We start from the raw sequence: 12,673 nt of genomic DNA, 5'->3' as shown, positions 1-12,673 counted from the left end.
GCGCCGCGAGGGCGGGGCAAGTCAGGCCCGCAGCCGCCCGATCAGCGCCGCCGTGGACGGGTCGTGGGCGCCGGCGGGGCCGCCCTCCAGCTCGGCGAGCACGCGGGTCGCCAGGGTCTTGCCCAGTTCGACGCCCCACTGGTCGAAGCTGTTGATCCCCCACAGCACGCCCTCGACGAAGGTCTTGTGCTCGTAGAGCGCCACCAGGGCGCCCATGCGCTCGGGATCCAGCCGGTCCAGCAGGATGAAGGTCGAGGGCCGGTCGCCCGGGAAGGTCCGCTGCGGCGCCAGCTTGTCGATCTCGGCGGCCGACTTGCCGGCGGCCGTCAGCTCGGCGCGCACGTCGGCCTCGGTCCGGCCCACCAGCAGCGCTTCGGCCTGGGCCACGGCGTTGGCCAGCAGCTTGGTCTGAGCGGCGGGATCACCCTCGCTGCCTTCGCGCACGGCGACGATGTCGACGGGAACCACGTCGGTCCCCTGGTGCAGGAGCTGGAAGAAGGCGTGCTGGCCGTTGGTGCCGGCGTCGCCGAACACGCTGGCCGCCGTCGGGTGCGCAACCGGCAGGCCCTCGGCGGTCACCCGCTTGCCGTTCGACTCCATCTCGAGCTGCTGCAGGAAGGCCGCGAAAAGGCGCAGGCGCTGGGCGTAGGGCACCACGGCCCGGATAGAACGGCCCAGGCCATTGCGATTGAACACATGGGCCAGGGCCAGCAGCACGGGCGCGTTGGCCGCCAGCGGCGCCGTCTGGAAGTGCTCGTCCATGGCCCGCGCCCCGGCCAGCATCCGGGCGAAATTGTCGTAGCCCAGCGCCACGGCGCAGGAGAGGCCGACCGACGACCAGATCGAATAGCGGCCGCCCACCCAGTCCCAGAAGCCGAACACCTGGTCGGCGGGCACGCCGAAGGCCTGGGCCTTGTCGGGCGCGGCCGAGACGGCGACGAGATGGCTGTCGGACGCCACGCCCAGGCTGGCGCGAAGCCACGACCGCGCGGCTTCGGCGTTGGTCAGCGTCTCCAGCGTGGTGAAGGTCTTCGAGACGGTGACGACCATGGTCTCGGCCGGATCGAGGCCGGTCAGCGCCTGGGCCAGTTCGGCAGGGTCGACGTTGGCGACAAACCGCAGGTCGATCTGTGGATCCAACGGCTTCAGGGCTTCCCACACCAGGCGCGGGCCCAGGTCGGATCCCCCGATGCCGATGTGCACGATGGTCCGGAACGGCTTGCCGGTGCAGCCCTTCTTGGCCCCCGCGCGCACCGCCTCGGCGAAGGCGGCCATGGCGGCCCGGGTCGCATCCACCTCGCCCGACACCGGCTGCCCGTCCGCGCGGAAGTCGGCGCCCAGCGACGCGCGCAGCGCCATGTGCAATGCGGGACGCCCCTCGGAGGCGTTGACGATCTCGCCCGCGAAGAGGCGGGCGCGAGCGGCCTCGACGCCCGAGGCCTCGGCCAGCGCCAGCATTGTCCGCAGGTCGTCCAGCGACCAGGGATGCTTGGACAGGTCCAGATCCAATCCCGCGGCGCTCAGCGTCAGCTCTTCGAGCCGCTGGGGCTCGGCGTCGAAGAGGCTGGCGATCCGGCGACCGCGCGCGGTCTCAGCGGCCTTGGAAAGGGCCGCCCAGGCGGCGTCGGACTTTGGCAAGGAACCCTCTCTATCCGGCGGAGCCGTACTTCACGCTGCAGCCATAGGGCTTGGTCGCCGGTTGCGCCACCGCCCGCCCCGCCTTCACGTCGGCGAGGGCGGCGGCCACGTAGTTCTTCGCGCCCTGCAAGCTGGCGGGATCCGACGACGCCTTGTCGTCAATGCCGCCCATGTAGACGAGCTTGCCGGTCTTATCGACGACGTACATGTGCGGCGTGGTCTTGGCCTCGTAGGCCCGGCCGACGGTCCCATCGGGATCCAGCAGCACGTCGGCGGACGCGGCCTTCACTTCGCCCTTCCATTGGCGGGCCTGCGGGCCGGTCAGGTACCCCTGCATCCCCGGCGCGGACGAGATCATCGTGAGCCACACGACCCCGTCCTTGGCGGCCTCGCGCTGCAGGCTCTGCATGTTGCCCGAGTTGTAGTGCTTCTGGACGTAAGGGCACCCGTTGTTCGTCCATTCAAGCACGACCGTCTTGCCCTTGAAGTCAGCCAACGACCGGGTCTTGCCCGAGGCGTCCACGGCCTTGAAGGCCGGAGCCGGCTGGCCCAGCACCGGGGCGGCGAAAGCAGGCGGCGCGTGGATCGCGGCGGTGGCGACCAAACCCATCAGGGGAGCAGCGAGCAGGCGGGTCATCGGTACACTCCTTGAACGCGGGTCAGCTGGCCTTGCCCGCGGCGTCCAGGGCCTTCACCACGACGCCTTCGGTCAGGATCGACGGCAGGATAGCGGGTTCACCGCCCTTCGCGCCATATACTAGGTATAGCGGCACCCCCGCGCGCCCGAACCGCGCCAGCTCGGCGGCGATCTCGGCGTCGCGCTTGGTCCAGTCGGCCTTGAGGTACACAGCGTTGTTGCGCTTCAGGGCCTCCGAGACCGCGTTGGTCGACAGCGCGACCCGATCGTTCACCTGGCAGCTCACGCACCAGGCGGCCGTGTAGTTCACCAGCACCGGCCGGCCTTCGGCCTGCAGGGCGGCGAGCTTGGCCGGCGTGTAGGACTGCTCGTCCAGCTTCGCCTCGCCCGAGGCCGTCGTCGTTCCAGCGAGCGTATAGGCGGGCCAGAGGGCGCCGGCGACGACCGCGCCGAGCCCCAAGGCCGTGGCCGTGGCGGCGAGGCCTACATGGCGGCGGCCGCTCGCGTGCTGGCGCTGGGCCGACCCTGCGATCCACGCCGCCAGGGCCAGGATCACCGCCGCGCCCAGGATGCGCGGCACGGCGTCCGAACCCACCTGTACCGTCAACACCCAGACCAGCCAGGCGACGGCGGCGTACATCGGGAACGCCAGCGCCTTCTTGAAGATGTCCATCCACGGCCCGGGCCGCGGCAGCCGGGCGAGCAGGCCGGGCGCGAAGGCCACCGCGACGAACGGCAGGGCGAAGCCGATCCCCAGGGCCAGGAACACCGCCAGCGCGGCCGCGGGCGGCTGCGTCAGCGCCCATCCCAGGGCCGGACCCATGAAGGGCGCGGTGCAAGGCGCGGCCACGACCACTGCCAGCACTCCGGTGAAGAACGAGCCGGCGAGGCCGCCGCGAGCGGCCAGGCCGGAGCCCATGCCCTGCAGCGAGGTCCCGATCTCGAAGACCCCCGACAGGTTCAGCGCCACCAGCAGCATCAGCAGCGCCAGGGTCGCCACCACCGGCGGATCCTGCAGCTGAAATCCCCAGCCTACGGCCGAGCCCGCCGCGCGCAAGGCGATCAACAGGGCGGCGAGCCCCAGGAAGGTCACCAGCACGCCGGCGCCGAACGCCACGCCCTGCCGCCGCGCCTCGGCCTGTTCGCCGCCATGGCCGGCCAGCGAGGCGGCCTTCATGGCCAGCACCGGGAAGACGCAGGGCATGAGGTTGAGGATCAGACCGCCGATCAGGGCGAAGAACGCGGCCGACGCCAGGCCCAGGTTCGCCGCGCCGGCGGGCGCCATCGCCTTGGCCGGCGGCGGACCGAGTCCCGACGCGCCCGGAGGCAATGGGCCGGGCGTGGCCGTCACCTCATAAGCCTTGCCGTCGACGGCCAGCACGCCGCCGAGGGACTTGGGCGGGGTGGGCGACTGGAAGTCGTAGCCCGAGGGCAGGGCGAGGGTCACACCTTCGGGTCCGCGCTCGATCGCCTGGGGTTTGGCGTGATCGATGACCGTCCCGGCGAAGGGAAAGAAGTATGCGTCCGCCAGATCGACGCCCTTGAGCGCCGCGCCGGTGATGGCCAGCTTCACGACCTCGCCCTGCTTTTCGAACGCGCCGGCCAGGCCCGCCGGCTTCGGCGCGTCGGCCACGACCTTCTCGATCTTGGCGCCCCAAAGCGGATCGGCGGGCGCCGGACCGGTGGTCACGGGCAGCCGCAGCGTGAGGTTGGCGTCCTCCGGCACGCAGATGTCGGCGCAAACCAGGAAGTTCGCCACTGCCTTGAGCGTGACGGTGGAGCCAGGCGCGGCGCCGGCCGGCGCCGTCACTGCCACCGGCAGCAGCACTTCGTCCTCGTAGCCGTAGTTGGTCAGCGGCCCGACCGGCAGCCGGTGCGGCGCCGGCCACGTGAAGTCCGAGGCCGTCCAGCCCGGCGGCAGGGTCCAGGCGATCTTGGTGGCCTCGCCGGAATCCCCGGGGTTGCGCCAGTAGGTGTGCCACCCCTTCTGCAGCTTCTGGCGGAGCGCCACCTGGACCGTCTGCCCGGGCGCGACGCCCTGGGTCGCGGCGACCAGTTCCGCGGTCAGGTGGCCGGTGTTCACCGGCTGCGCCAGGGCGGCGCTGGAGAAGATCAGGGCGCTCAGCACACCCAGCAGGAACCGCATCATGACCTCAAGCTGCGCCGGCCGTGTGGGCGTTATATGGCGCGGTGTGTCCATAGCGCAAAGCGGGCTCGACTCAGGCGTCGTGCGGGCCATGATCGACGAATCGCGTTTTCGAAGGAGACCCGGTGCCCGCTTCGTTCGACGACATCGAGATCGGCCAGGTGGTCTCTCTGGGGGCCTGCGGCGTGGACGCCGTCGCCCTGGAGGCTTTCTGCGCCGCGTTTACGCCCGGCTGGACGCTCGACCGCGGCGCCCCCGACGCCATGGTCTACGCCATGTGGGCCAAGCTGGACGCCATTGCCGCCACCGACTGGCCGCAGACCAAGCGCCTGGGCGTCGACGCCCTGCGCTGGATGCGCAACCCGCCGGCCGGCGAGCTGCTGCGCGGGCGGATGACGGTGATGGCCAAGGATCCGGTCGGCGACGGCAAGGGCATCGTCATCGCCCAGCACGACCTGCTCGACGAGGCTGGCCGACTGGTCTTCAGCTGCCTCACCCGAAGCGTGTTCCAGAGGTAGGGAAGTTGCTCCCCCCGTCGGGGGAGCTGTCGGCGAACCCGACAGAGGGGCTCCCGCTCAGACCGGCCAGCTTCCATCGCCCCGGAATCGAAAGGGGCTCCGCCTTTTGAGCGGAAGCCCCCTCCGGCGCTGCGCGCCACCTCCCCGGCGGGGGAGGAATTCCAGCTCTTAGGCGTTCGCGGCCTGCGGCTGTTGCGCAGCCTTGGTCAGGGCGAGCGCGATCATCCGGTCCCAGCCCACCAGCGAGTGCATGTGGGCGTAGATCTGGCCCAGGGCGCCGTTGTCGCGCAGCTCGACGAACTTGGCCGCCGGCAGGGCGTTCAGCTTCTCCTCCGAGACGCCGAAGTACTCGGCGATCTTCTGGGGCTCGCCCTGCGTGCCGTCGGGGTTGGCCGGCGTGAAGGTGGCTTCCTTGGTCTCGAACAGGTCCAGGTCCTTGAGCAGCTGGACGAAGCTCATCGTGCGCTGGCGCTCGACCTCGAAGTTGTTGCAGAACTCGATGCAGTTCTTCGTGTACTCGGTCGGCTCGCCCTTCTCGTCGAAGAAGGCCATGTCGTAGCCCTTGTCGACGATGAACTCGGCGTTGCGGTCGATGCACAGGACCATCTGGTTGTTCTGCTCGTCGTTAGCGAACACGAACGGATAACGGCGAACGTAGGCGGGGATGTAGATGCCGCTTTCGAACGTGCCGTCGTCCTTGACGAACATGTTCTCGCCGGCGTTCAGGCCCATCACGGCGATCGGCAGCTTCTCGTCGCCGACGAAGATGATCGGCCCGGTCACCGCGGCCAACGGGAACTCGCCCACCGTCAGCGGGATCGCGTGGCCGGTCTTGGCGAAGGCGAACGGGCCGTCCATGCGCTTCACGCCGATCTTGCCGTGCAGTTCCTTCGCCAGCGGCTCGGGCTTCGAATAGAACAGCACGTTCCCGCTCAGCTGGCCCGGCGGCATCATTTGGGTCTCGGACATAACAAACCTTCGAATTCGTGGAGCGGGGGCGCCGCCTGAGGCTCGCGCGCGCAAGGTCGCCTCCTCTAGCCGATCCGGATAACGGCGGCAAATCTCGCGCCCGCCTTGCGCCGCCGGCGTTCAACCCCTTCAATCGGCCGGACAGAACAAGCCACGCGAAACACGCGGAGGGGAGACGCCCATGCCGATCTACTATCCCGACATCCTGGACCAGGGGACCAAGCCCCGGACGTTCAAGTACGGCGACAAGGACGTGATGCTGTACGCGCTCGGCGTCGGCCTGGGACAGGATCCGATGGACGAGACCGAACTCGCCTTCGTCTACGAGAAGGGCCTGAAGGTCGTGCCCACGGCCGCGACGGTGCTTGCAGGCCGCGGCGTCTCCGAACCCCTGCCGACCAAGGAAGGCCACCGCCCCAGCCAGCCCAACTACCTGATGCTGGTGCACGGCGAGCAGAAGGTGGAGCTGCACCGGCCGCTGCCCCCCGAGGGGACCTTCACCACCGAGAGCCGCACCATCGGCGCCTTCGACAAGGGCAAGGACAAGGGCGCCGTCTTGGTCAGCGAGACCATCTGGCGCGACGAGAAGGGCGAGAAGGTCGCCACCCTGACCGGCTCCAGCTTCTGCCGCGCCGACGGCGGCTTCGGCGGACCGACCGAGGGGGCGCCCGAGCCGCATGCCGTGCCCGCCCGCGCCCCGGACAAGTCCGTGGACATCACCACCCGCGAGGACCAGGCGCTGCTCTACCGTCTGAACGGCGACCGCAACCCGCTGCACTCCGATCCCGAGAGCGCCAAGCGCTCGGGCTTCCCGCGCCCGATCCTGCACGGCCTGTGCACCTACGGCATCACCTGCCGAGCGGTGCTGCAGGAGGTGGTGGCCTGGGACGCGGACCGTATCCTGAGCCACCAGGCCCGCTTCTCGGCGCCCGTCTTCCCGGGCGACACCATCACGGTAGACATCTGGATCGATGGTCCGGTGATTTCGTTCGAAGCGCGGGTTAAGGCGCGGAACGCCACCGTCATCAAGAACGGCAAGACCGTCCTGCGAAGCTGAAGAGCACTCCCTTGATCCGCCATATCCTGACCGCCGCCGCCGTCTTCGCCCTCTCCGCCTGCGCCTCGGCCTCGACGCCGGGGCCAGCTTCGGGCGACGACGCCTCCATGGGGCCCAGGCCCACTCGGCTCAGCGGCTACTTCGCCGCGAACCCGCTGGACGGAAAGACGATCCTCGGGCCGCCGCCGGCGCCGGAGTCACCGCACGGTAAGGCGGACCGCGCGCTCTTCGAGGAAACCCGCAAGCTGGAGGGCTCGCCGCGCTGGAAGGCGGCCATCCAGGACAACGACCTCTGGGGCGGCGGCGCGGTGAAGCGGTTCTCGTGCGCGCTCGGCGTCAGCCTGGACGAAACGCAGACGCCGCGCACGCTGCGCATCCTGGAACGCGTCGAGCTGGACGTTCGGACGGTGGGCACGCCAGCCAAGGACTTCTACGGTCGCAAGCGCCCGCTGATCGGCAACGACGCGCCGGTGTGCGTGCCGCGCGAGGACTGGATGAAGACCAATGCGTCCTATCCGTCCGGCCATTCGATGACCGCCTGGTCCTGGGCGCTGGTCCTGACGGAACTCGCCCCCGCCAAGGCCGACCCCTTGCTGACCCTGGGCCGCGAGTCGGGCGAGAGCCGGGTGATCTGCGGCGTGCACTTCATTTCCGACGTCGAGGCCGGACGCACCCTGGCCGCCGGCATGATCGCCCGCCTGCACGCCGATCCGGCCTTCCTGGCCGATATGGCGGCTGCGAAGCGGGAGATCGCGGCGGCCAAGGCCGCGCCAGGCGGGTGCGGCGCCTAGGACCTTTTCGCCACGAAAACGACGTGGCGGCGCAGGGGATGATCCTCGGCCAGCACCGGATGGTCGAAATCGCGGGCCGGGTCGTGGGCCATGCCGATCCGGAGCATCACCGCCTGTGAGCGGAGGTTGTTGTGCGCCGTGAAGGCGATCAGCTCGTCGCGGTCGAGGTTGGCGAAGCCCCAGGCCAGCACGGCCTTGGCGCCCTCGGTCGCCAGGCCTGTCCCCTGTGCGTCCGGCGCCAGCCGCCAGCCCAGTTCCACGCCCGGCGACGGGGGCAGTTCGTCGCGCACCACCTGCAGGCCGATCATGCCGATCAGCCGACTGTCGGCCTTCCGCTCGGCCGCGAAGAAACCGAAGCCGTGCGTGGCGATGTGAGTGTTCACGCGTTCGATGGTGGCGTCGGTCATTGCCGGCGTGATCGGGCCGCCCAGCCACTCGTTGACGCGCGGGTCGGCGTTGATCGCCGCCATCGGCGCGCGATCCTCCTCGCGGAACGCCCGCAGGATCAGGCGGTCCGTCTCGATCATGCCGGCCTCGGCTCCGCAAGCTGGCCGTAGAGATCCGTCCGCCGGTCGCGGAAGAAGCCCCAGGCGGCGCGATGGGTCTGCAGGAAGTCGAGGTCGAAGGTGGCCTTCGCGACCCCCTCGTCCTCGCGGCCGAGCGCGGCCACCAGGTCGCCCCGGTGGTCGGCGATGAAGCTGGAGCCGTAGAACTGCTGGCCGCCGTTCGGATAGCCATCCCAGGGCTCGAAGCCCGTGCGGTTGGCGCCCACCACCGGGATCACGTTCGACACCGCATGGCCCTGCATCGCTCGCCGCCAGGGCGCCGCGGTGTCCAGGCTGGGGTCGTGCGGCTCTGAGCCGATGGCGGTGGGGTAGAACAGGACCTCCGCGCCCATCAGGGCCATGGCCCGCGCGCACTCCGGGTACCACTGGTCCCAGCAGATGCCGACGCCCACGCGGCCGAAGCGCGTGTCCCAGACCTTGAAGCCCGTGTCGCCCGGCCGGAAGTAATACTTCTCCATGTAGCCGGGGCCGTCGGGGATGTGGCTCTTGCGGTAGACGCCCATCGGGCTGCCGTCGGCGTCGACCATCACCAGGCTGTTGAAGTAGTGCGGCCCCTCGCGCTCGAAGATCGAGATCGGCAGCACCACGCCCAGCTCCGCCGCCAGCGGCGCCAAGGCCGTCACGCACGGGTGCTCCCGCCAAGGATGGGCGGTGGCGAACCAGCGCTCTTCCTGCGCGACGCAGAAGTAGGGGCCCTGGAACAGCTCGGACGGCAGGATGACCTGCGCGCCGCCCGCCGCGGCCTCGCGGATCAGCGCCTCGGTCTTGCGGATGTTGGACGCCATGTCCTCGCCGTACGAGGTCTGCAGCGCGGCGACGGTGATCTGGCGCGACATCAGGCCGGCTCCTGCTGGGTGATGCAGTGGAACGATCCGCCGCCGGTGAGGATAGCGCTGGACGGCAGGCCGATCACCTCGCGGTCCGGGAACACCTCCCTCAGCGCGCCCACGGCGAACCGTCCCGGCTCCTCGGCGTAGATCGGTACGATCACCGCCTTGTTGGCGATCAGGAAGTTCATGTGGCTGGCCGGGATCGGCCGCCCCTCGTCGCCCTCGATCCAGCCGGGCGACGGGATGCGCACCACCTTCAGCTTGCGGCCCTGGGCGTCGCTCATCTCGGCCAGGCGCCTGGCCGCGTCGTCGAAGGCGGGGGCGTTCGGGTCGCCGCGGCCCCAGGCCACCGGGATCGCCACCGTCGCCGGCGCGACGAAGCGGGCCAGGTTGTCCACGTGGCCGTCGGTGTGGTCGTTGACCAGGCCCTCGCCCAGCCACAGCAGCTTCTTCGCGCCCAGCGCCTTGCCGAGCGCCTCGGCGGCGACGTCGTCGGTCCAGCCGGGGTTGCGGTTACGGTTCAGCAGGCACTGGCCGGTGGTCAGCACCGTGCCTTCGCCGTCGTGGTCGACCGCGCCGCCTTCCAGGATGAAGTCGTTCTGCACGAGCTCGACGCCCGAGGCGGTGGCGATCTGCGCGGCCACCGTGTCGTCGTGCTCCAGTTCGTACTTGCCGCCCCAACCGTTGAACCGGAAGCCGTGGGCGCGTCCGTCGGCGAAGATCGGGCCGGTGTCGCGCAGCCAGATGTCGCCGAACGCGCCCGGCACGATCTCGATGTTGGCCACGCCGCCCAGCAGCGCGCGCGCCGCGGCCTCACCGTCCGGATGTCCGGTCATCAGCTTCACGGTCTCGCCGCCCGGCCCGGCCAACGCCCGCGCCAGCGCCGCCACCTCGGCCTGGGCGGCCGGCAGGTCGTCCTCCCACAGGTCCGCATGGCTGGGGAAGCCGAGCCACATCGCCTTGTGGGGCGCCCATTCCGCGGGGACGACGAAGCTCATCTCAGGCTGATCTCCAAAGCCGCGCGCAGATGGCCCCCAGCGCCCCTCGCGTCAAGCACTGCCCGCAAAGAGAAAGGGCGGCCGCATCGCTGCAGCCGCCCCCTCGAAGTCCGTCTCCGGACCCGACCGTCCTAGTACTCGACGTGCAGGGTCAGGATGAACGTCCGGCGATAGCCCGGCTGGCCGAGGCCCGTGCCGGTCAGGTTCGACGTGATGTCGGCCAGGTAGCGTTCGTCGAACAGGTTGCGGATGTTGCCCTGAAGATAGGTGTTCTTCAGGCCGAACTGGTCGAGCTTCAGGCGAGCATCGAGATCCCACAGCGTGTAGCCGTTGAACTTCTCGGTGTTGACCAGGTTCGTCCAGCGGTCGCCGACGAACTTGCCCTGCACACCCAGGCTGACCGCTTCGATCGGATCCCACTGGACCCGGACGCCGCCTTGCAGCTTCGGCAGCTCGTAGAGCGACTTGCCCTTCGTCGGCAGGGGAGCGCCCGCGCCGGTGTTCGGGATGTCGTCCTGGATCTCGGTTTCGATGTACGAGGCCGAGGCGTAGAAGCTGAGTTCGTCGGTGGGCTTGAAGGCGATCTGGCCGTCGATGCCCCAGAGCTCGACGTCGCCGACGTTGGCCGAGAACGCGATGCCGGCCTGTTCGTCGAACACGCGCTCGATGCGGTTGCTGAACTCGTTGCGCCACACCGAGGCCGCGGCCATCACCGGACCACCCTGGTAGCGGACACCGACGTCGAAGGTCTTGGCGTTTTCCGGGCCGGGGTCGACCAGCACGCGGTCGTACAGGTCGTCGGTCCGCGGCGCCGAGAGGGTCTCGGCGTAGCTGGCGTAGACCGTCACGTCGTCGGTGACCTTGTAGCTCAGGCCGACGTTCGGCAGGACGTCGTCGTACTTGCGCGTGAACTTGCGCGGCTGGCCGTAGCGGTTGGAGGCCGACGAGTTCAGGGCGCTGGCCGGGAAGGTCACGAGCGGCTTGCCAGTCCCGTCGTTCGTGCCCGGCACCGGGGTGCCGACCTGGGTCGTGCAGTAGGCGTTGAAGGTATCGCGCTGGTAGCAGTACTGGTTCAGGTCGCGCTTGAAGAAGGGCGCGCGGACGCCGACGTTCAGCAGCAGTCGATCTTCCATGAACCGGCCGCGGTATTCGACCGACACCTGGTTCAGCAGGGCCACCGAGTAGCGGTCGCGGCGGCGCAGGATGGTGCCGTCCGGCAGCACGACCTGGTCGCCGTGGCCTTCCTTGCCGGCGAAGACGCTTTGCGCTGTGCCGTCGGCGTTGAAGAAGCCGACTTCACCCGTCTGGCGGTGCTTGGCGCGGTCGAAGGTGTAGGCGGCGCGGACGCTCTGGTTGTCCGCGAACTTCCAGATCAGCGACGACGTCACGCCGTAGCGCCGCGTGTTGGTGTTGTTCGGGCGATAGAGGGCGACGGTGTCGAGAATGTCGCCGTCGCCGTTCAGGTCGACGCCCAGGGCGCTGGAGTTGCCGCGCAGCTGCGCGTCCGTCTCGGAGAAGTTCTGCGAGCCGCCGCCGTTGGCCAGGACGTACTGGAACGAGGGGTCAACCGTGAGGATCAGGTTGTCGCTCAGGTTCCACTTCGACAGGCCGCGGATGTTGCCCGTGTTCGACGGGTTGACGTTCACGTTCGCCGCCGCCTGGTTGTTCACCGGCGCGATGTGCGCACGGAAATTCGCGAGGCTGATGCGGTTGATGAAGGTGTTGCGGTTTTCGTTGTAGTTGAAGATCAGGCTGGCCTCGCCGATCGTACCGAAATCCTGGTCGATCCGCGCGTTGTACTGGGTCTTCTTGATCTGGCCCGCGGGGTCGACGGTCGCGTCGTGCGGCTTGAAGATGTCGTTCTTCGTGTAGGTGACCGAGAACCAGGCGCGGGTGCCGAACGGACCGACTTCACCGGTCTCGATTGTGCCGTAGTAGCGCTGGAAGTCGTCCGAGCCGAAGCCCACTTCACCACGGACGCCGAATTCCTTCGAGGTCTTGCGGGTGATGTAGTTGATGGTGCCGCCGGCGGCCGCCGCGGTCGGGCTGTCGACGTCGGTCGTGCCCAGGTTCACCGTGGCCTGCGCGATCAGGTCCGGATCCATCTGCTGGTTCGGGTAGATGGCGTAGTTGCCGCTGTCGTTGAGCGGAACGCCGTCCTGCAGCAGCGCCACGCGCTGGCTGTCGAAGCCGCGGACCACGATGTCGCCGCCGGCCGAGCCGAACGCGTCGTTGTTCGTGAAGTTGACGCCCGGCAGCAGGTTGATCGAGTCCAGGATCGTCTGGCCCGGCGCCTGGCGGGTGATGAATTCCTCGGTGATCGAGGCGCGCGACTTGGGCTCGGTTTCCGCCACGATGGCGCCGTCGAGGTTGCGCGGACCGGTCGAGCCGGTGACCACCAGTTCTTCGACCACCGCCGTACCGGTGGATTGCGCGAGCGCCTGGCCCGAAATCAGCAGACCGGTGGCGAGCGCCGTAGTCGCGCAGAGCGCGCGGCTCAGTTTGATATTCATAGAGTAGACC

At 69.4% G+C, this 12,673-nt stretch carries 11 protein-coding genes; 3 read left to right on the top strand and 8 right to left on the bottom strand.

What is annotated here, in order from left to right; all coding sequences use genetic code 11:
- Positions 1 to 21: 21 nt before the first annotated feature.
- From pgi to ACODSY_RS02605, 3 genes are read right to left on the bottom strand one after another with little or no spacing between them, the layout of a single operon-like run.
- Complete coding sequence (gene pgi / locus ACODSY_RS02615) at positions 22 to 1,638, bottom strand: glucose-6-phosphate isomerase (protein ID WP_488950068.1); 1,617 nt, start codon at positions 1,636 to 1,638, stop codon at positions 22 to 24.
- 10 nt (positions 1,639 to 1,648) lie between these two features.
- Entirely contained in the window at positions 1,649 to 2,275 is a 627-nt protein-coding gene (locus tag ACODSY_RS02610; RefSeq protein ID WP_488950067.1) for a thioredoxin family protein, read from the bottom strand.
- 22 nt (positions 2,276 to 2,297) lie between these two features.
- Positions 2,298 to 4,424 carry a protein-disulfide reductase DsbD family protein gene (locus ACODSY_RS02605; RefSeq protein WP_488950066.1) on the bottom strand — a complete coding sequence of 709 codons (2,127 nt, stop codon included), beginning with the start codon at positions 4,422 to 4,424 and terminating at the stop codon, positions 2,298 to 2,300.
- A 122-nt stretch (positions 4,425 to 4,546) separates the two neighbouring features.
- On the opposite strand from ACODSY_RS02605, the gene ACODSY_RS02600 reads away from it, so the two are divergent.
- On the top strand, positions 4,547 to 4,939 hold the full coding sequence (locus ACODSY_RS02600; RefSeq protein ID WP_488950065.1) for a hotdog family protein: 393 nt from the start codon (positions 4,547 to 4,549) through the stop codon (positions 4,937 to 4,939).
- 168 nt (positions 4,940 to 5,107) lie between these two features.
- Here ACODSY_RS02600 and ACODSY_RS02595 read toward each other — a convergent pair whose 3' ends face one another.
- Positions 5,108 to 5,908 carry a SapC family protein gene (locus ACODSY_RS02595; RefSeq protein ID WP_488950064.1) on the bottom strand — a complete coding sequence of 267 codons (801 nt, stop codon included), beginning with the start codon at positions 5,906 to 5,908 and terminating at the stop codon, positions 5,108 to 5,110.
- 181 nt (positions 5,909 to 6,089) lie between these two features.
- On the opposite strand from ACODSY_RS02595, the gene ACODSY_RS02590 reads away from it, so the two are divergent.
- Both ACODSY_RS02590 and ACODSY_RS02585 read left to right on the top strand, forming a co-directional pair.
- Positions 6,090 to 6,965, top strand: a complete 876-nt coding sequence (locus ACODSY_RS02590) for a MaoC/PaaZ C-terminal domain-containing protein (protein ID WP_488950063.1) — start codon at positions 6,090 to 6,092, stop codon at positions 6,963 to 6,965.
- 11 nt (positions 6,966 to 6,976) lie between these two features.
- Positions 6,977 to 7,756, top strand: coding sequence for an acid phosphatase (locus tag ACODSY_RS02585; protein WP_488950062.1), 780 nt, complete (start codon positions 6,977 to 6,979; stop codon positions 7,754 to 7,756).
- Here ACODSY_RS02585 and ACODSY_RS02580 read toward each other — a convergent pair.
- The 4 genes from ACODSY_RS02580 to ACODSY_RS02565 all read right to left on the bottom strand — a co-directional run bounded on the left by ACODSY_RS02580 (position 7,753) and on the right by ACODSY_RS02565 (position 12,663).
- Complete coding sequence (locus ACODSY_RS02580; protein ID WP_488950061.1) at positions 7,753 to 8,283, bottom strand: GNAT family N-acetyltransferase; 531 nt, start codon at positions 8,281 to 8,283, stop codon at positions 7,753 to 7,755. The two genes, ACODSY_RS02585 and ACODSY_RS02580, sit on opposite strands and share 4 nt — an antisense overlap.
- Positions 8,280 to 9,158, bottom strand: coding sequence for an N-carbamoylputrescine amidase (gene aguB, locus ACODSY_RS02575; RefSeq protein ID WP_488950060.1), 879 nt, complete (start codon positions 9,156 to 9,158; stop codon positions 8,280 to 8,282). Before aguB ends, ACODSY_RS02580 begins: the two co-directional genes overlap by 4 nt.
- The gene (locus ACODSY_RS02570) at positions 9,158 to 10,150 is read right to left on the bottom strand and encodes an agmatine deiminase family protein (RefSeq protein WP_488950059.1); all 993 of its coding nucleotides are present in this window, start codon (positions 10,148 to 10,150) and stop codon (positions 9,158 to 9,160) included. The genes aguB and ACODSY_RS02570 overlap by 1 nt, the downstream gene beginning before the upstream one ends.
- Positions 10,151 to 10,281: 131 nt before the next feature.
- Entirely contained in the window at positions 10,282 to 12,663 is a 2,382-nt protein-coding gene (locus ACODSY_RS02565) for a TonB-dependent receptor (protein WP_488950058.1), read from the bottom strand.
- Between the last annotated feature and the right edge of the window lie 10 nt (positions 12,664 to 12,673).

Source organism: Phenylobacterium sp. FG114, assembly GCF_057809855.1.
The sequence above is the reverse complement of the archived record's forward strand: the minus strand, read 5'-3'. Positions and strand labels throughout refer to the sequence as shown.

Excerpts from the sequence above, each read along its gene's own strand:
- ACODSY_RS02595 (WP_488950064.1), bottom strand. The coding sequence starts at position 5,908 with ATGTCCGAGACCCAAATGATGCCGCCGGGCCAGCTGAGCGGGAACGTG.
- ACODSY_RS02570 (WP_488950059.1), bottom strand. The coding sequence starts at position 10,150 with ATGAGCTTCGTCGTCCCCGCGGAATGGGCGCCCCACAAGGCGATGTGG.
- ACODSY_RS02565 (WP_488950058.1), bottom strand. The coding sequence starts at position 12,663 with ATGAATATCAAACTGAGCCGCGCGCTCTGCGCGACTACGGCGCTCGCC.
- ACODSY_RS02610 (WP_488950067.1), bottom strand. The coding sequence starts at position 2,275 with ATGACCCGCCTGCTCGCTGCTCCCCTGATGGGTTTGGTCGCCACCGCC.
- ACODSY_RS02590 (WP_488950063.1), top strand. The coding sequence starts at position 6,090 with ATGCCGATCTACTATCCCGACATCCTGGACCAGGGGACCAAGCCCCGG.
- ACODSY_RS02580 (WP_488950061.1), bottom strand. The coding sequence starts at position 8,283 with ATGATCGAGACGGACCGCCTGATCCTGCGGGCGTTCCGCGAGGAGGAT.
- ACODSY_RS02605 (WP_488950066.1), bottom strand. The coding sequence starts at position 4,424 with ATGATGCGGTTCCTGCTGGGTGTGCTGAGCGCCCTGATCTTCTCCAGC.
- aguB (WP_488950060.1), bottom strand. The coding sequence starts at position 9,158 with ATGTCGCGCCAGATCACCGTCGCCGCGCTGCAGACCTCGTACGGCGAG.